The following is a 16,842-nucleotide window of genomic DNA, read 5'->3' as shown; positions in this document are numbered from 1 at the left end:
GCCGCCACCTGCCGCCCCGGGAGCGCGGCGCACCGCCGCGAAGCGCCCGGCCGCCGCTCCCAGACCGGTGGCCGCACCGGTCACCGCACGCGCACCCGCCCCCGACGCAGCGGCGGGCCGCACGGCCAACGCGGCCGCACCGGCGCCGGAAGCTTCCGTCCGCCCGCGCAAGGCGCGCGGCACCGGCCCCACGAAGATGTTCGTGCTGGACACCAACGTGCTGCTGCACGACCCGACCAGCCTCTTCCGCTTCGAAGAGCACGACATCTTCCTGCCCATGATCGTGCTGGAGGAGCTCGACGGCCACAAGAAGGGCATGACCGAGGTGGCGCGCAACGGCCGGCAGGCGAGCCGCACGCTCGACCAGCTCGTCGCCACGCAGGGCGCCGACATCGCGCGCGGCCTCAAGCTGGATTCCACCGGCCAGCGCGCGGCCGGCGGCTGCCTCTACTTCCAGACCGAGCCGCTGGACTACCAGCTGCCCACCAGCCTGCCCGTCGGCAAGGCCGACAACCAGATCCTCGGCGTGGTGGAGGCCCTGAGCCAGAAGTACGCGCCGCGCGAGGTCGTGCTGGTGTCCAAGGACATCAACATGCGCGTGAAGGCCCGTGCGCTGGGCCTGAATGCGGAGGACTACCAGAACGACAAGGCCCTGGAAGACGGCGATCTGCTCTATTCCGGCCTGCTGGCGCTGCCGGCCGATTTCTGGACCAGGACCGGCAAGAACGTCGAGAGCTGGCAGCAGGGCGCGCACACGTACTACCGCATCGGCGGACCGGTCGTGCCGCAGCTCATGATCAACCAGTTCGTGTATTTCGAGGCGCCCGGCGAGCCCAGCCTGTTCGCGCGCGTGACCGAGATCCGCGACAAGACCGCCGTGCTGCAGACCCTCAAGGACTACGGCTCGGCCAAGAACACCGTCTGGGGCGTGAACACGCGCAACCGCGAGCAGAACTTCGCGATGAACCTGCTCATGGACCCGGACGTCGACTTCGTCACCCTCACCGGCACGGCCGGCACCGGCAAGACGCTGATGGCGCTCGCGGCCGGGCTCACGCAGGTGCTGGACGAGCGCCGCTACACCGAGATCATCATGACCCGCGCCACCGTGAGCGTGGGCGAGGACATCGGCTTCCTGCCGGGCACCGAGGAAGAGAAGATGGGCCCGTGGATGGGCGCGCTCGACGACAACCTCGAATTCCTCGCCAAGGGCGACGGCGGCAATGCCGGCGAATGGGGACGCGCGGCCACGAACGAGCTGATCCGCAGCCGCATCAAGATCAAGAGCATGAACTTCATGCGCGGCCGCACCTTCCTCAACAAGTACGTCATCATCGACGAGGCGCAGAACCTGACGCCCAAGCAGATGAAGACGCTGATCACGCGCGCGGGCCCGGGCACGAAGATCATCTGCATGGGCAACCTCGCGCAGATCGACACGCCCTACCTCACCGAGGGCTCCTCGGGCCTGACCTACGCCGTGGACCGCTTCAAGGGCTGGCCGCACAGCGGGCACATCACGCTCGCGCGCGGTGAACGCTCACGGCTCGCGGACTTCGCGAGCGAGGTGCTCTGACGCATGGCCATCAGCTGGATCACCGCGCTGCAGCTGGTCCCGTGGGACAAGGTGATCGAGGCCTCTCCGCAGCTCATCAAGACGGCGAAAGGGCTGCTGCGCAGCCGCGGCGCGCGGGAGGCCGAACAGGCGCGGGCGGACGAGGAAGCCGCCCGTTTGGCGGCAGCATCCGGCGCCCCGTCGCCGCAGGAGCTGGCCCTGCAGCGCATCGGCGCGCTGGAGGATCAGGTGCTCGCGCTCGAGCAGTCGCAGCGCCAGGCCCTGGAGGTCATCGAACAGCTGGCCCAGCAGAACGCCCAGCTCGTCGCCACCGTGAGCGCGCTGCGCATCGGCGCGCAGCGGCTGGCGGTGGCCTGCGGGGTGCTGGGCGTGGTGCTGGCGGGCAGCATCGCATGGTTCGCCACGCGGCACTGAAGCCACTACGGCAAGCGGCGACGGCGATCGGCCCATGGCCGGTCGCCGGACGCATCGCTGCGCGCCGGGGCGTCAGAAATCGTCGCCCGACCCCATCGCGAGGTTCTCGAACCGCGTCTGGTTCTTCTGGAAGAACAGCTTCACCGTGCCGGTGGGGCCGTTCCGCTGCTTGCCGATGATGACCTCGGCCACGTTGGGCTCCTTGGAGTCCTTGTTGTAGTAGTCGTCGCGGTAGATGAACATGATGATGTCAGCATCCTGCTCGATGGCGCCGGATTCGCGCAGGTCGGACATCATGGGCCGCTTGTCGGTGCGCTGCTCCACCGAGCGGTTCAGCTGCGAGAGCGCGATCACCGGGCACTGCAGCTCCTTGGCGAGCATCTTCAGGCCCCGGGAGATTTCACCGAGTTCGGTGGCCCGGTTGTCGGAACTGGAGGAGCCGGACCCGCTCATGAGCTGCAGGTAGTCGACCACGATCAGGCCGAGCTTGCCGCACTGGCGCGCCAGGCGCCGGGCATTGGCGCGCAGCTCGCCCGGGGTGAGGCCGGGCGTCTCGTCGATGTGCAGCGACACGGTGCGCAGCCGCTCGATCGCCTCGGTCAGGCGCGGCCACTCCTCGTCGCTCAGCTTGCCGGTGCGCAGGTTGCCCTGGTTCACGCGGCCGATCGAGCCCACGATACGCACGGCCAGCTGGGCGGCGCCCATTTCCATCGAGAAGATGGCCACGGGCAGGCCCTCGTTGAGCGCCACGTGTTCGGCGATGTTCACGGCGAACGAGGTCTTGCCCATCGACGGGCGCGCCGCCAGCACGATCATGTCGCCGGCCTGCAGGCCCGAGGTCATGCGGTCGAGGTCGGCGAAGCCGGTGGGCACGCCGGTCACGTCCATCGGGTTGTCCGCCATCTCCTGCACCTGGTCCAGCAGGTCCACCACGAGGGTGTCGAGCGACTGGAAGCCCTGCTTGTTGCGCGAGCCCTCCTCGCCGATGGCGAAGATCTTGGATTCGGCCTCGTCCAGGATCTTTTCGACCGTCTTCCCCTGGGGATTGAAGGCCGTGGTGGAGATCTCGTCGCTCGCCGTGACCAGTTTGCGCAGGATGGAGCGCTCGCGCACGATCTCCGCGTAGCGCCGGATGTTGCTGGCGCTGGGCACGTACTGCGCCAGGCTGTTGAGATAGGCCAGCCCTCCGATCTCGTCGGACTTGCCCAGGGTCTGCAGCTCCCCGAACACGGTGATCACGTCGGCCGGCTTGCTGGCGTTCACCAGTTTGCCGATGGCCGAGTAGATCAGCTGGTGCTCGTGCCGATAGAAGTCGCCGTCGACCAGCAGGTCGCCCACGCGGTCCCAGGCCATGTTGTCGAGCAGCAGCCCTCCCAGCACGCTGGATTCGGCCTCCAGCGAATGGGGAGGCACGCGCAGCCGGGCCACCTCCTGGTCGACCGGGGACGCGGGCGCGGGCGCGAAATCGGATTCGAGGATGGGAGGAAAGTCGGAACTCATGGCAATCGATCCTTGGGGCGCCCCGTGGGCCGCAGCGCACGGGAAGGCCGTCGGTCAGGGGACAAGTCTGTGGACAAGCCGTTCACAGCCGGTGGACGGGCGGTGCATGGAATGCAGCGCCAGAAACGCAAAAGCCGCCCGGGGGGCGGCCTTTGCCGGCATGCGCCAGCGGCAGGGAGAAACCTTCCGCGCGCTGCGTCGCGTCAGGCGGTTTCGCCGTACACGGACACGGTGACTTCCACCACCACGTCGGTGTGCAGGGCCACGCTCACGGTGGAGTCGCCCACGGTCTTGATCGGACCGTTCGGCAGGCGGACCTGCGACTTGGCCACCTGGTAGCCTTGCTTGTTCAGCTCTTCGGCGATGTCGTGGTTGGTGACGGAGCCGAACAGGCGGCCGTCCACGCCAGCCTTCTGCGTCAGCTTGACGGTCGTGCCGCCGAGCTTTTCGCCCTGGCCCTGGGCTTCAGCCAGCTTGGCGGCGGCAGCCTTCTCGAGTTCGGCGCGCTTGGCTTCGAATTCGGCCTTGTTGGCTTCGGTGGCGCGGCGTGCGCGGCCCGAGGGGATCAGGAAGTTGCGTGCGTAGCCGTCCTTGACCTTGACGATTTCGCCCAGGTTGCCGAGGTTGACCACTTTGTCGAGCAGGATGATTTGCATGGCTCTTGCTCCTCAGATCTTGTGCTGGTCGCTGTAGGGCACCAGGGCCAGGAAGCGCGCGCGCTTGATGGCGGTGTTCAGCTGACGCTGGTAGATGGCACGCGTGCCGGTCAGGCGCGCGGGGATGATCTTGCCGTTTTCGGCGATGAAGTCACGCAGCGTGTCGACATCCTTGTAGTCGATCTCTTCGACGCCGGCGACGGTGAAGCGGCAGAAGCGCTTGCGCTTGAACAGCAGCGACTGGGTGTTGCGCTTCGGACGCTTGTCCTTGTTGAATTTCTTGAACGTGGCCATTTGGGAAGCCTCTTGAAAATTAATCTTGTTGAATGTCCTGGACGTGGAACACCAGTGTCTTGGCGTTGCGCGGCGTGGCGAGGAAGCCCTGGAATGTCCAGAGGCTGCCCAGTGCCTGCCGGGCGAGGCGTTCGGCCAATGCGCCGAAGGCCACCGCCTTCACCACCGCCGCGACATCGCGCTGCACGCCGGCCTCGGACTGCTTCGAGCCGTGCTCGAGCTTCAAATCCAGGGCGGGCAGGCCGGCCGGTGTGTACCGCAGAGGTTTCGTCTCCGCGATGCAGGCCGTCAGCGTCACGCTGTTGCGGGGTTCCACAGCTCCCGGGGAAGCGGTCGGATCAGCGCTCGTTGGCGGCGGCGAACTCGGCCTGGCTGGCCTTGCGTGCCTCTTCGCGCTCGACGGTCTTCATCATCGACGAAGCACCGGTCTCGGCCTTCTTCTTCACCACGGTCAGGTGGCGCAGGACGGCGTCGTTGAACTTGAAGGCATGCTCCAGCTCGGCCATCACGGCCTGATCGGCCTCGATGTTCACGCACAGGTAGTGGGCCTTGGCGAGCTTGTTGATCATGTAGGCCAGCTGACGGCGGCCCCAGTCTTCCACGCGGTGGATCTTGCCGCCGCCGGCGGTGATCATGCCCTTGTAGCGCTCCAGCATGGCTGGAACCTGTTCGCTTTGATCCGGGTGGATCAGCAAGATGATTTCGTAGTGACGCATGCAATCTCCTTCTGGGATGAGCCACCCGCCGCGTCATGTGAAGCAGTGTGGCAAGGCAAAGCCGGCGATTATAGCGTAGGCCCTGCGGGCTTGTACACTCCCTGGGCTGCTGCGCCGCGCTTCGGCCCTTTCCGGGACGCAGAAGCCGGAATATGGCGGAACTTCGCTTGAAATCCCCGCCTTTGCACCCAGGTGCCGTGCGTCATCGTTCATTCACTTACAACCCCAGAACAACCGACATGTCCGATCAACAGCATTCAGCCCCCCAGAACGCCGCTTCGGCTGCGGCCCCGTCCGACAGCCCCGAAGCCGTGGAAGCGAGCATGTCCGCGCACGCGGCGGACGAGCTGGGCCGCCTGCAGAACGAACTGGCGGAACTCAAGGCCAAGAGCGCCGACCTCGCCGACCAGTTCCTGCGGGCCAAGGCCGAGGCCGAGAACGCCCGGCGCCGCGCGGAGGAGGAAGTCTCCAAGGCCCGCAAGTTCGGGATCGAGAGCTTCGCCGAGAGCCTGCTGCCCGTGGCCGACAGCCTGACCGCGGCGCTCGCGATCAAGGACGCCACGATCGAACAGCTGCGCGAAGGCACCGACGCCACGCTGCGCCAGCTCACCTCGGCGCTCGAGCGCAACAAGGTGCTGGCGATCCAGCCGGCGGCCGGCGAGAAATTCGATCCCCACCAGCACCAGGCCATCAGCATGGTGCCCGCCGAGCAGGAGGCCAACACCGTCGTGGCCGTGCTGCAGCGGGGTTACGTCATCGCCGACCGCGTGCTGCGCCCGGCCCTGGTCACGGTGGCGGCACCGAAGTGATGCGCCGCCCCGGCCCCTGCCGCGCGCCGCGGAACACGAAAATCCCGGCGCAGACGGCTTGAAGCCGGACAAGTTATCCACAGTTACTGGCTATCCAAATCCTTCAAGAATCGCGGAGAAAAACATGGGAAAAATCATCGGTATCGACCTGGGCACCACCAATAGCTGCGTCGCCATCATGGAGGGCAACACGACCCGCGTGATCGAGAACAGCGAAGGCGCCCGCACCACCCCGTCCATCATCGCCTACCAGGAAGACGGCGAGATCCTCGTCGGCGCCTCGGCCAAGCGCCAGGCCGTGACGAACCCCAAGAACACCATCTACGCCGCCAAGCGCCTGATCGGCCGCAAGTTCGAGGAAAAGGAAGTCCAGAAGGACATCGACCTCATGCCCTACACGATCGCCAAGGCGGACAACGGCGACGCGTGGGTGGAAGTGCGCGGCAACAAGCTGGCCCCGCCGCAGATCAGCGCCGAAGTGCTGCGCAAGATGAAGAAGACCGCCGAGGACTACCTGGGCGAGCCCGTCACCGAGGCCGTGATCACGGTGCCGGCGTACTTCAACGACGCCCAGCGCCAGGCCACCAAGGACGCCGGCCGCATCGCGGGCCTGGACGTCAAGCGCATCATCAACGAGCCCACGGCCGCGGCCCTGGCGTTCGGCCTCGACAAGCAGGAAAAGGGCGACCGCAAGATCGCCGTGTATGACCTGGGCGGCGGCACGTTCGACGTGTCCATCATCGAGATCGCGGACGTCGACGGCGAGAAGCAGTTCGAAGTGCTGTCCACCAACGGCGACACGTTCCTGGGCGGCGAGGACTTCGACCAGCGCATCATCGACTACATCATCGGCGAGTTCAAGAAAGAGCAAGGCGTCGACCTGTCGAAGGACGTGCTGGCCCTGCAGCGCCTGAAGGAAGCCGCCGAGAAGGCCAAGATCGAGCTGTCGTCCTCCGCATCGACCGACATCAACCTGCCCTACATCACGGCCGACGCTTCGGGCCCCAAGCATCTGAACATCAAGCTGACCCGCGCCAAGCTGGAAAGCCTGGTGGACGAGCTGATCGAGCGCACGATCGCGCCCTGCCGCACGGCCATCAAGGATGCCGGCATCAGCGTGTCCGACATCCACGACGTGATCCTGGTGGGCGGCATGAGCCGCATGCCCAAGGTGCAGGAGAAGGTCAAGGAGTTCTTCGGCAAGGAGCCGCGCAAGGACGTGAACCCCGACGAGGCCGTGGCCGTGGGCGCCGCCATCCAGGGCCAGGTGCTCTCGGGTGACCGCAAGGACGTGCTGCTGCTGGACGTCACCCCGCTGTCGCTGGGCATCGAGACCCTGGGCGGCGTGATGACCAAGATGATCACGAAGAACACCACGATCCCGACGAAGTTCGCGCAGACCTTCTCCACCGCCGACGACAACCAGCCGGCCGTGACGATCAAGGTGTTCCAGGGCGAGCGCGAGATCGCCAGCGCCAACAAGCTGCTGGGCGAGTTCAACCTGGAAGGCATTCCGCCGGCCGGCCGCGGCGTGCCGCAGATCGAGGTGGCCTTCGACATCGACGCCAACGGCATCCTGCACGTGAGCGCCAAGGACAAGGGCACGGGCAAGGAGAACAAGATCACCATCAAGGCGAACTCGGGCCTGTCCGAGGACGAGATCCAGAAGATGGTGAAGGATGCCGAGCTGAACGCCGCGGACGACAAGAAGAAGCTCGAACTGGTGCAGGCCCGCAACCAGGGCGAGGCCGCCGTCCACAGCGTGACGAAGAGCCTCTCCGAGCACGGCGACAAGCTCGACGTCGGCGAGAAGGAGCAGATCGAGGCGGCCGTCAAGGCCCTCGAAGAAGCCCTGAAGGGCGAGGACAAGGCCGCCATCGACGAGAAGACGACGGCGCTGATGTCCGCCAGCCAGAAGCTCGGCGAGAAGATGTATGCCGACGCGCAGGCGGCTGCCGCGGCAGCAGGTGCCGGCGCGGAAGCCGGCCCGGCCGCGGGCCAGCAGGCATCGTCCTCCGCCGGTGGCGCCTCGGCTGCGCCGCACGACGACAACGTGGTGGACGCCGAAGTGAAGGAAGTCAAGAAGGGCTGACCACGCCGCGCGCACCGACCCGGAGCGCGTGCCTTCCATAGCCGCCGCGCCGGGCCCTTTCCCAGGGCCAGCGCGGCGTTCCTGTTCCCAACGGACCCGGAAACACCATGTCCAAAAGAGACTTTTACGAGGTCCTGGGCGTTCCGAAGAACGCCTCGGACGACGAGATCAAGAAGGCCTATCGCAAGCTGGCGATGAAGCACCACCCGGACCGCAACCAGGGTGATGCCGCCAAGCCGGCCGAGGAGAAGTTCAAGGAGGCCAAGGAGGCCTACGAGATGCTCTCCGATCCGCAGAAGCGCGCGGCCTACGACCAGTTCGGCCATGCCGGCGTGGACCCGAACATGCGCGGCCCCGGCGGCGCGGGCGCGGAAGGCTTCGGCGGCTTCGCGGAAGCCTTCGGCGACATCTTCGGCGACATGTTTGGCGGCCGGCGCGGTGCCGGCGGCGGCCGGCAGGTGTACCGCGGCAACGACCTCAGCTACGCGATGGAGATCTCGCTGGAAGAGGCCGCCAAGGGCAAGGAAGCGCAGATCCGCATTCCCTCCTGGGAGAACTGCGAGACCTGCCACGGCAGCGGCGCCAAGCCCGGCACCAGCGCCAAGACCTGCACCACCTGCTCGGGAACGGGCACGGTGCAGATGCGCCAGGGCTTCTTCAGCGTGCAGCAGACCTGCCCGCACTGCCGCGGCACGGGCAAGATCATTCCCGAGCCCTGCACCACCTGCCACGGCCAGGGCCGGGTGAAGAAGCAGAAGACGCTGGAAGTGAAGATTCCCGCCGGCATCGACGACGGCATGCGCATCCGCAGCGTCGGCAACGGCGAGCCGGGCACGAACGGCGGCCCGCCGGGCGACCTCTACATCGAGATCCGCCTCAAGAAGCACGACATCTTCGAGCGCGACGGCGACGACCTGCACTGCCAGGTGCCGGTGAGCTTCATCACCGCGGCGCTCGGCGGCGAGATCGAGGTGCCGACGCTGCAGGGCAAGGCCGCGATCGACATTCCCGAAGGCACCCAGGCCGGCAAGCAGTTCCGTCTGCGCGGCAAGGGGATCAAGGGCGTGCGCGCCAGCTACCCGGGCGACCTGTACTGCCACATCGTGGTGGAAACGCCCGTGAAGCTGACCGAGCACCAGCGCAAGCTGCTGCGCGAGCTGGAAGACTCCCTCAAGAAGGGCGGCGGCAAGCATTCGCCCAGCGGCGAGAGCTGGACCGACCGGCTGAAGAACCTCTTCACCTGATCCGCATGGCTCCGTGCCACCGAGCCGCCCCGCGCATGGCGCCGGGCGGCTTTTTTTGCGCCCCTATCCCCCCGCCCCTCCCCTCCGCCATCGCGATGGACGACGTCGCGTTCCGCGATGGCTGCACGGCGCCCACAGTAGGACAATGGCATCCGGCCTTCTCGATAGAAGAAGCCAAGCTGCCCTACCCGCCATGAAAGCCCACGACCGCCACCTCGCACGCCGCATCGACCTGACGTCGCTGCAGCTGTTCGTGGCCGTCTGCGAACTGGGCAGCATCGGGCGCGCGGCGGAACGGGAATTCATCGCGGCCTCGGCCGTGAGCAAGCGGCTGTCGGACCTGGAGGCGGCCGTGGGCTCGCCCCTGCTCTACCGCCACAGCCGCGGCGTGGCGCTCACGCCGGCCGGCGAAAGCCTGCTGCACCATGCCCGCACCGTGCTCTTCGGACTGGAGCGCATGCAGGCCGAGCTGGGCGAGTATGCCGAGGGCGTGCGCGGCCACGTGCGCGTGCACGCCAACATTTCCGCCATCGTGCAGTTCCTTCCGGAAGACCTGGGCGCCTTCGCGCGCGGGCATGCCGAGGTCAAGATCGACCTGCAGGAACACCTGAGCCCCGACGTGCTGCAGGCGGTGCGCGACGGCGCGGCCGACCTGGGCCTGTGCCATGCCGGCGACGGCGGCGCCCAGCCACAGGAACTGCAGAGCCGCAGCTACCGCAGCGACCGGCTGGTGCTGGTCGTCCCCGCGGGGCATGCGCTGGCCGGCCGCGACGCGGTGCGCTTCGAGGACGTGCTCGACTGGGACATCGTCGGCCTGCAGGCCAACAGCAGCATCAGCCTGGCCATGCGGCGCGGCGCCGCGCGGTCCGGCCGGCCGCTGCGCCAGCGCATCCAGGTGACCGGGCTCGACGCCATGTGCCGCATGATCGACAACGGCCTGGGCATCGGGCTGCTGCCCGACCGGGCTTTCGCCCTGATGCGCGGCGTGGGCCACCTGCAGCCGATCGCGCTGGACGAACCCTGGGCGGAGCGCTCGCTCAAGCTGGTGGCGCGCGACTTCGGCAGCCTGTCCGTCACGGCGCGCCTGCTGGCCGACCACCTCGCCCCGCCCGACCGGCACCAGGGCCCCGCCGGATGAATTAACAAGAACAGCGTTTTCCCGCATCCTTCCACCCCACTTTTGAACCAGCCCACGAGAGAGAACACCATGGGACGCACCCTCTACGACAAGATCTGGGACGAGCACGTCGTCCATACCGAGGAAGACGGCACGTCCATCCTCTACATCGACCGCCATCTGGTGCACGAAGTGACCAGCCCGCAGGCGTTCGAGGGCATCCGGCAGGCGGGCCGCAAGGTCTGGCGCGTGAGCTCGATCGTCGCCACGGCCGACCACAACACGCCCACCACCGGCTGGGAGCGCGGCTACGACGGCATCGCCGATCCGATCAGCAAGGAGCAGATCACCACGCTCGACAAGAACATCGCCGAGGTGGGCGCCGCGGCGTTCTTCCCGTTCATGAGCAAGCGGCAGGGCATCGTCCACGTGATCGGCCCCGAGAACGGCGCCACGCTGCCCGGCATGACGGTGGTCTGCGGCGACAGCCACACCAGCACCCACGGCGCGTTCGGCGCGCTGGCGCACGGCATCGGCACGAGCGAGGTGGAGCACGTGATGGCCACCCAGACGCTGCTGGCCAAGAAGGCGAAGAACATGCTGATCCGCGTCGAGGGCCAGGTGGCGCGCGGCGTGACGGCCAAGGACATCGTGCTGGCGATCATCGGCAGGATCGGCACGGCCGGCGGCACCGGCTACACGATCGAGTTCGCCGGCAGCGCCATCCGCGCGCTCAGCATGGAAGGCCGCATGACGGTCTGCAACATGGCCATCGAGGGCGGAGCGCGCGCGGGCCTCGTGGCGGTGGACGACAAGACCATCGAGTACGTGAAGAACCGGCCGCTCTCGCCCAAGGGCGTGGAATGGGACCAGGCCGTCGCCTACTGGAAGACGCTGCATTCCGACGCGGATGCGCACTTCGACACGGTGGTCGAGCTCGACGCGACGGCGATCGTGCCGCAGGTGACCTGGGGCACCTCGCCCGAGATGGTGCTGGGCATCGACGGCCGCGTGCCCGATCCGGACAAGGAAAAGGACCCGAACAAGCGCGGCGCCATCGAGCGCGCGCTCACCTACATGAACCTGGAGCCCGGCAAGCCGCTGGCCGACATCTTCGTGGACAAGATCTTCATCGGCAGCTGCACCAACAGCCGCATCGAGGACATGCGCGAGGCCGCCGCCGTGGTGAAGAAGCTCGGCCAGAAGGTGGCGCGCAACGTGAAGGTGGCGATGGTGGTGCCGGGTTCGGGCCTCGTGAAGGAACAGGCCGAGCGCGAAGGCCTGCACGAGATCTTCAAGGCCGCGGGCTTCGAGTGGCGCGAGCCGGGCTGCTCCATGTGCCTGGCGATGAACGCCGACCGGCTGGAGCCGGGCGAGCGCTGCGCCTCCACCAGCAACCGCAACTTCGAAGGCCGCCAGGGCGCGGGCGGGCGCACCCACCTGGTCAGCCCCGCGATGGCCGCGGCCGCGGCCGTGCACGGGCACTTCGTGGACGTGCGCCAATTCGCCTGAGGGCCGCCGACATGAAGACGACCGTATCGCTCGCCGCCGTCGCGCTGGCCTGCCTGCTGGCCGGCTGCAACACCGTCAAGGGCATGGGCCAGGACGTGCAGCGCGCCGGCAGCGCCATCGAGCGCGCCGCCCGATAAGCCCAGGAACCAAGGAACCTCCATGCAGAAATTCACCGTGCACAAGGGCCTCGTGGCCCCCATGGACCGCGAGAACGTCGACACCGACGCGATCATCCCCAAGCAATTCCTCAAGTCGATCAAGAAGACGGGCTTCGGTCCCAACCTGTTCGACGAATGGCGCTACCTCGACCAGCCGGGCCAGCCCGGCGTGCCGGAATCGGCCCGCAAGCCCAACCCGGACTTCGTGCTGAACCAGCCGCGCTACGCGGGCGCCTCGATCCTGCTGGCGCGCAAGAACTTCGGCTGCGGATCGAGCCGCGAGCACGCGCCCTGGGCGCTGGACCAGTACGGCTTCCGCGCGATCATCGCGCCGAGCTTCGCCGACATCTTCTTCAACAACAGCTTCAAGAACGGCCTGCTGCCCATCGTGCTGCCCGAGGCCACGGTCTCCGAGCTGTTCGACGCGGTGCACGCCTTCCCGGGCTACGAGCTGACGGTGGACCTGGAGCGCCAGGTCATCGTGCGGCCGCAGGGCGAGGAGATCCCGTTCGAGGTGAACGCCTTCCGCAAGTACTGCCTGCTCAACGGATTCGACGACATCGGCCTCACGCTGCGCCAGTCCGACAAGATCCGCGCCTTCGAGGCCGAGCGGCTGGCCACCAAGCCGTGGCTCGCGCACACCATGCCGGGCTGAGACCCGGCCCTCCCCGCCCCCTTTTTTCTTATCAAGAGACATCCCAATGAAAATCGCAGTTCTGCCGGGCGACGGCATCGGACCGGAAATCGTGGCCGAGGCCGTGAAGGTGCTCGACGCGCTCGACCTGCCGTTCGAGATGGAGTCGGCGCTGGTCGGCGGCGCGGCCTACGAGGCGCACGGCCACCCCCTGCCCGAGGCCACGCTGAAGCTCGCCCAGGAGGCCGATGCCACGCTGTTCGGCGCCGTGGGCGACTGGAAGTACGACAAGCTCGACCGCCCGCTGCGCCCCGAGCAGGCCATCCTGGGCCTGCGCAAGAACCTGGGCCTGTTCGCCAACTTCCGCCCGGCCATCTGCTACGAGCAGCTGGTGGGGGCCTCCAGCCTGAAGCCCGAACTGATCGCGGGCCTGGACATCCTGATCATCCGCGAGCTGACGGGCGACATCTACTTCGGCCAGCCGCGCGGCCGCCGCACGGCGGTGGACGGCCACTTCCCCGGCGCCGAGGAAGCCTTCGACACCATGCGCTACTCGAAGCCGGAGATCGAGCGCATCGCCCACGTCGCCTTCCAGGCCGCGCGCAAGCGCAGCAAGAAGGTCACGAGCGTGGACAAGGCCAACGTGCTGGAGACCTTCCAGTTCTGGAAGGACGTGGTCACCGAAGTGGGCCAGCAGTACCCGGACGTGGAGCTGCAGCACATGTACGTGGACAACGCCGCCATGCAGCTGGTGAAGGCGCCCAAGGCGTTCGACGTGGTGGTCACCGGCAACATGTTCGGCGACATCCTCTCGGACGAGGCTTCGATGCTCACGGGCTCCATCGGCATGCTGCCCTCGGCCAGCCTGAACGCGAAGAACCAGGGCCTCTACGAACCCAGCCACGGCAGCGCGCCGGACATCGCCGGCAAGGGCGTCGCCAATCCGCTGGCCACGATCCTGTCGGCCGCGATGATGCTGCGCTTCAGCCTGAACCAGGAAGCCGCAGCGCAGCGCATCGAGGCCGCGGTGCAGAAGGTGCTGGCGCAGGGCCTGCGCACGCCCGACATCTGGAGCGAAGGCACGAACAAGGTCGGCACCGCCCAGATGGGCGATGCGGTGGTGAAGGCGCTGGGCTGACCTGCCGCCCCGCCATTCCCTCGAAGCGGCCTGCGGGCCGCTTTTTTCATGGGAACGCAGCGCGATGGCGCGTTGGAGCAACACGCATGGCCGGATGCACAACACGCATACGCAGGGGTTGCACTACAATCCTGCTCCATGTTTGCCGTCCGCCCGTTCGCCCTGAACACCGCTTCTGCCGCCCTGGCAGGCGTGGCCGTGCGCGCAATCACCACCAAAACCACGACCATTACGGGCTGATCCAGCTCCGGTATCGTCGTGCGCCCCTCCTGGCCCAGACGAGCCGGGGCAGGAACAGTCCCGGTCGGGCATTGTTTCTTCGTTAACTTCAGGGGTGTTGAAAATGAGCAAGTTGGTAGGTCTGGTCGGCTGGCGCGGCATGGTCGGCTCTGTTCTCATGGATCGCATGCAGGCCGAGGGCGATTTCGGCCTGATCGAGCCGCTGTTCTTCTCCACGTCGAATGCCGGGGGCAAGGCGCCCGCCCAGGCCCGCAACGAGACCACGCTGCAGGACGCGTTCGACATCAACGCCCTGAAGCGCTGCGACATCATCCTCACCGCCCAGGGCGGCGACTACACGAGCGAAGTGTTCCCCAAGCTGCGCGAAGCCGGCTGGAAGGGCCACTGGATCGACGCGGCCTCGACGCTGCGCATGAAGGACGACGCCGTGATCGTGCTCGATCCGGTGAACATGCCCGTCATCAAGGACGCGCTCGCCAAGGGCGGCACCAACTGGATCGGCGGCAACTGCACCGTGAGCTGCATGCTGATGGGCGTGGGTGCGCTCTACAAGGCCGGCCTGGTCGAGTGGATGAGCACCCAGACCTACCAGGCGGCCAGCGGCGGCGGCGCGCAGCACATGCGCGAGCTGCTCACGCAGTACGGCACGCTGAACGCCGAAGTGCGCCCGCTGCTGGACGACCCGAAGAGCGCCATCCTGGAGATCGACCGCAAGGTCATCGCCAGGCAGCGCAGCCTCTCCGAAGCCGAAACGGCCAACTTCGGCGTGCCGCTGGGCGGCAGCCTGATTCCCTGGATCGACAAGGACCTGGGCAACGGCATGTCCAAGGAAGAGTGGAAGGGCATGGCCGAGACCAACAAGATCCTCGGCCAGGGCGAAGGCTTCGGCTCCCAGGCGGTGCCGGTGGACGGCTTCTGCGTGCGCGTGGGCGCCATGCGCTGCCACAGCCAGGCGCTGACCTTCAAGCTGAAGAAGCATGTGCCGGTGGCCGACATCGAGGCGATGATCGCCGCCGACAACGAGTGGGTGAAGGTGGTGCCGAACACGCGTGAAGCGACGCTCCGCGACCTGACCCCCGTCGCCGTGACCGGCACCATGACCATCCCGGTGGGCCGCATCCGCCAGCTCGCCATGGGCCCCGATTACATCGGCGCGTTCACCATCGGCGACCAGCTGCTGTGGGGTGCCGCGGAACCGCTGCGCCGCATGCTGCGCATCCTGCTGGAAGCCTGATCCGACCCGGATCCGCCGGCGGCCGGTACGTAACCGCCGCCGGTGATTCCTGGCACGCTTTGTTACGAGTCGTTGTCCTACGACAACAGCCGAAAATGGCCGCCAGCACGGTGCTTCGGGGCACCGCTGCGGACGTGCGCGCACCTCGCTTGTCACTGCAAAACATTGATGCTATGGTGCTTTTTACATATTTTCACGCGAAGGCGCGGAACCGGGTCTACATCCCGCTTCCGCGCTTTTCGCGACGGCTCAACCTGATCGGCTGATGGCACACATGCATCGTTGGAAACTATCTGCTCTGGCCGCCGCGGCCCTCGCCTCGGCCAGCTTCTACGCCACCGATGCCAGCGCACTCGCCCTCGGGCGCCTCACCGTCCAGTCCGCGCTCGGCGAACCCCTGCGGGCCGAGATCGACCTGCCGGAAATCACGCCGGCCGAGGCCGACTCCCTGCGTGCCGTCGCCGCGCTGCCGCAGGCCTACCGGGCCCAGGGGCTGGAGCCGTCGCCCGCGATCAGCGACCTGCAGGTGCAGCTGCAGCGCCGCCCGGACGGCCGGATGGTGCTGCGCCTGACCACCAGCCGCCCCGTCAACGACCCGTTCGTGGACCTGGTGCTCGACACCAGCTGGAATGCCGGCCAGCTGGTGCGCAGCTACACGCTGCTGCTGGACCCGCCCGCCACGCGCCGGGAGACGCCCGCCCCGACGGTCGCGGCGCAGGCCGCTCCGGCGCCCCGTTCGGCTCCCGCGCCCGCGCCGGCCCCGGTTCCCGCACCCGCACCGTCGGTCACGGCTTCCGAATCTCCCCGCACCGCACCGGCGGCGGCGCCGCGTCCCGCAGAGGCAGCGGCCGCCGCGCCGCGGCCCGCCCGGGCGCCAGCGCCCGCGGTGGCCAGCACGCCCGCGCCCGCACCCTCCGCGCCCGATAGCGTGGTGGTGCGCCCGGGAGACACCGCCGGCCGGCTGGCGAGCGCGAACCGCCCCGCGGGCGTGTCGCTCGACCAGATGCTGGTCGCGATGATGCGCGCCAATCCGGAGGCCTTCATCGGCGGCAACGTGAACCGCGTGAAGTCCGGCGCCGTGCTGCAGATGCCCGACGCGGCCCAGGCACAGGCCACGCCGCCCGCGCAGGCGCGGCAGATCATCGCCGCGCAGAGCCGCGACTTCAACGAATTCCGGCGCCGCCTGGCCGGCGCCGCGCCCGCCGCCGGGGTCGCCGCCGCCGAGCGCTCGGCCAGCGGCCGGGTGCAGGCGCAGGTCGAAGACCGCAAGCCCGCCACCGCGGCACCCGACAAGCTCACCCTCTCCAAGGGCGCGGTCCAGGGCCAGCGCGCCGCCGAGGAACGGCTGGCGCGCGAGAAGCAGGCCGACCAGGCCTCCGCCCGCATGGCCGAGCTGTCCAAGAACATTTCGGACCTGAACCAGCTGGGTGCCGCTTCGGCGCCGGCCGGCGCGCCCGCGCCGGCGCCCGCGGCTTCCGCTCCGGGCCGCGTGGCCGTGCCCGCCGGCA

Annotated in this window: 17 protein-coding genes; 12 read left to right on the top strand and 5 right to left on the bottom strand. The window is 68.0% G+C overall.

The genetic code is table 11. The annotated features are described in order from the left end of the window. Both Q9R47_RS23900 and Q9R47_RS23895 read left to right on the top strand, forming a co-directional pair. Positions 1–1,576, top strand: a 1,576-nt coding sequence (locus Q9R47_RS23900) for a PhoH family protein (RefSeq protein WP_311235593.1), incomplete at its 5' end; no start/stop codon positions are given. Between the two features lie 3 nt (positions 1,577–1,579). Continuing rightward, the gene (locus Q9R47_RS23895; RefSeq protein WP_311235592.1) at positions 1,580–1,990 is read left to right on the top strand and encodes a hypothetical protein; all 411 of its coding nucleotides are present in this window, start codon (positions 1,580–1,582) and stop codon (positions 1,988–1,990) included. A gap of 72 nt (positions 1,991–2,062) precedes the next feature. Here the strand turns inward: Q9R47_RS23895 and dnaB are convergent, their stop codons facing one another. The 5 genes from dnaB to rpsF form a co-directional block, all read right to left on the bottom strand. Continuing rightward, positions 2,063–3,490, bottom strand: coding sequence for a replicative DNA helicase (gene dnaB, locus Q9R47_RS23890; protein WP_311235591.1), 1,428 nt, complete (start codon positions 3,488–3,490; stop codon positions 2,063–2,065). Between the two features lie 203 nt (positions 3,491–3,693). Continuing rightward, positions 3,694–4,146 (bottom strand): 50S ribosomal protein L9, encoded by a 453-nt coding sequence (rplI, locus tag Q9R47_RS23885; RefSeq protein ID WP_311235590.1) that lies wholly within the window; start codon positions 4,144–4,146, stop codon positions 3,694–3,696. 12 nt (positions 4,147–4,158) lie between these two features. Next, positions 4,159–4,440 carry a 30S ribosomal protein S18 gene (rpsR, locus tag Q9R47_RS23880; protein ID WP_011794373.1) on the bottom strand — a complete coding sequence of 94 codons (282 nt, stop codon included), beginning with the start codon at positions 4,438–4,440 and terminating at the stop codon, positions 4,159–4,161. A 19-nt stretch (positions 4,441–4,459) separates the two neighbouring features. Continuing rightward, positions 4,460–4,756: a primosomal replication protein N gene (gene priB / locus Q9R47_RS23875; RefSeq protein WP_107158958.1), complete on the bottom strand. Its 297-nt coding sequence runs from the start codon at positions 4,754–4,756 to the stop codon at positions 4,460–4,462. 22 nt (positions 4,757–4,778) lie between these two features. Continuing rightward, positions 4,779–5,156 (bottom strand): 30S ribosomal protein S6, encoded by a 378-nt coding sequence (gene rpsF / locus Q9R47_RS23870; RefSeq protein ID WP_011794371.1) that lies wholly within the window; start codon positions 5,154–5,156, stop codon positions 4,779–4,781. 239 nt (positions 5,157–5,395) lie between these two features. Here rpsF and grpE point away from each other — a divergent pair, with 239 nt between their 5' ends. The 10 genes from grpE to Q9R47_RS23820 form a co-directional block, all read left to right on the top strand. Further along, complete coding sequence (grpE, locus tag Q9R47_RS23865) at positions 5,396–5,965, top strand: nucleotide exchange factor GrpE (protein ID WP_311235589.1); 570 nt, start codon at positions 5,396–5,398, stop codon at positions 5,963–5,965. Positions 5,966–6,089: 124 nt separating this feature from the next. After that, entirely contained in the window at positions 6,090–8,057 is a 1,968-nt protein-coding gene (gene dnaK, locus Q9R47_RS23860; protein WP_311235588.1) for a molecular chaperone DnaK, read from the top strand. A 107-nt stretch (positions 8,058–8,164) separates the two neighbouring features. Next, positions 8,165–9,301 carry a molecular chaperone DnaJ gene (dnaJ, locus tag Q9R47_RS23855; RefSeq protein ID WP_311235587.1) on the top strand — a complete coding sequence of 379 codons (1,137 nt, stop codon included), beginning with the start codon at positions 8,165–8,167 and terminating at the stop codon, positions 9,299–9,301. Between the two features lie 193 nt (positions 9,302–9,494). Continuing rightward, positions 9,495–10,439: a LysR family transcriptional regulator gene (locus Q9R47_RS23850; protein ID WP_311235586.1), complete on the top strand. Its 945-nt coding sequence runs from the start codon at positions 9,495–9,497 to the stop codon at positions 10,437–10,439. Positions 10,440–10,508: 69 nt separating this feature from the next. After that, the gene (gene leuC, locus Q9R47_RS23845; RefSeq protein ID WP_311235585.1) at positions 10,509–11,930 is read left to right on the top strand and encodes a 3-isopropylmalate dehydratase large subunit; all 1,422 of its coding nucleotides are present in this window, start codon (positions 10,509–10,511) and stop codon (positions 11,928–11,930) included. Between the two features lie 11 nt (positions 11,931–11,941). Next, positions 11,942–12,067, top strand: coding sequence for an entericidin A/B family lipoprotein (locus tag Q9R47_RS23840; RefSeq protein WP_311235584.1), 126 nt, complete (start codon positions 11,942–11,944; stop codon positions 12,065–12,067). A gap of 22 nt (positions 12,068–12,089) precedes the next feature. Further along, positions 12,090–12,743 (top strand): 3-isopropylmalate dehydratase small subunit, encoded by a 654-nt coding sequence (gene leuD, locus Q9R47_RS23835; RefSeq protein WP_311235583.1) that lies wholly within the window; start codon positions 12,090–12,092, stop codon positions 12,741–12,743. A 46-nt stretch (positions 12,744–12,789) separates the two neighbouring features. After that, positions 12,790–13,860: a 3-isopropylmalate dehydrogenase gene (gene leuB / locus Q9R47_RS23830; RefSeq protein ID WP_311235582.1), complete on the top strand. Its 1,071-nt coding sequence runs from the start codon at positions 12,790–12,792 to the stop codon at positions 13,858–13,860. Positions 13,861–14,203: 343 nt separating this feature from the next. Then, the gene (gene asd, locus Q9R47_RS23825; RefSeq protein WP_311235581.1) at positions 14,204–15,334 is read left to right on the top strand and encodes an aspartate-semialdehyde dehydrogenase; all 1,131 of its coding nucleotides are present in this window, start codon (positions 14,204–14,206) and stop codon (positions 15,332–15,334) included. A gap of 274 nt (positions 15,335–15,608) precedes the next feature. Beyond that, positions 15,609–16,842: FimV/HubP family polar landmark protein (locus tag Q9R47_RS23820; protein WP_311235580.1), on the top strand; the 1,234-nt coding region annotated here is incomplete at its 3' end.

Source organism: Acidovorax sp. PRC11, assembly GCF_031844105.1.
Classification (GTDB): Bacteria; Pseudomonadota; Gammaproteobacteria; order Burkholderiales; family Burkholderiaceae_C; genus Paracidovorax.
This window is presented reverse-complemented; position numbering and strand designations above follow the sequence as displayed.

What these genes read in the sequence shown, in the direction of transcription:
- rplI (WP_311235590.1), bottom strand. Translation starts at nt 4,146, where the DNA reads ATGCAAATCATCCTGCTCGACAAAGTGGTCAACCTCGGCAACCTGGGC.
- dnaK (WP_311235588.1), top strand. Translation starts at nt 6,090, where the DNA reads ATGGGAAAAATCATCGGTATCGACCTGGGCACCACCAATAGCTGCGTC.
- Q9R47_RS23840 (WP_311235584.1), top strand. Translation starts at nt 11,942, where the DNA reads ATGAAGACGACCGTATCGCTCGCCGCCGTCGCGCTGGCCTGCCTGCTG.
- Q9R47_RS23850 (WP_311235586.1), top strand. Translation starts at nt 9,495, where the DNA reads ATGAAAGCCCACGACCGCCACCTCGCACGCCGCATCGACCTGACGTCG.
- grpE (WP_311235589.1), top strand. Translation starts at nt 5,396, where the DNA reads ATGTCCGATCAACAGCATTCAGCCCCCCAGAACGCCGCTTCGGCTGCG.
- rpsR (WP_011794373.1), bottom strand. Translation starts at nt 4,440, where the DNA reads ATGGCCACGTTCAAGAAATTCAACAAGGACAAGCGTCCGAAGCGCAAC.
- asd (WP_311235581.1), top strand. Translation starts at nt 14,204, where the DNA reads ATGAGCAAGTTGGTAGGTCTGGTCGGCTGGCGCGGCATGGTCGGCTCT.
- dnaB (WP_311235591.1), bottom strand. Translation starts at nt 3,490, where the DNA reads ATGAGTTCCGACTTTCCTCCCATCCTCGAATCCGATTTCGCGCCCGCG.
- leuD (WP_311235583.1), top strand. Translation starts at nt 12,090, where the DNA reads ATGCAGAAATTCACCGTGCACAAGGGCCTCGTGGCCCCCATGGACCGC.
- leuB (WP_311235582.1), top strand. Translation starts at nt 12,790, where the DNA reads ATGAAAATCGCAGTTCTGCCGGGCGACGGCATCGGACCGGAAATCGTG.
- rpsF (WP_011794371.1), bottom strand. Translation starts at nt 5,156, where the DNA reads ATGCGTCACTACGAAATCATCTTGCTGATCCACCCGGATCAAAGCGAA.
- Q9R47_RS23895 (WP_311235592.1), top strand. Translation starts at nt 1,580, where the DNA reads ATGGCCATCAGCTGGATCACCGCGCTGCAGCTGGTCCCGTGGGACAAG.
- dnaJ (WP_311235587.1), top strand. Translation starts at nt 8,165, where the DNA reads ATGTCCAAAAGAGACTTTTACGAGGTCCTGGGCGTTCCGAAGAACGCC.
- leuC (WP_311235585.1), top strand. Translation starts at nt 10,509, where the DNA reads ATGGGACGCACCCTCTACGACAAGATCTGGGACGAGCACGTCGTCCAT.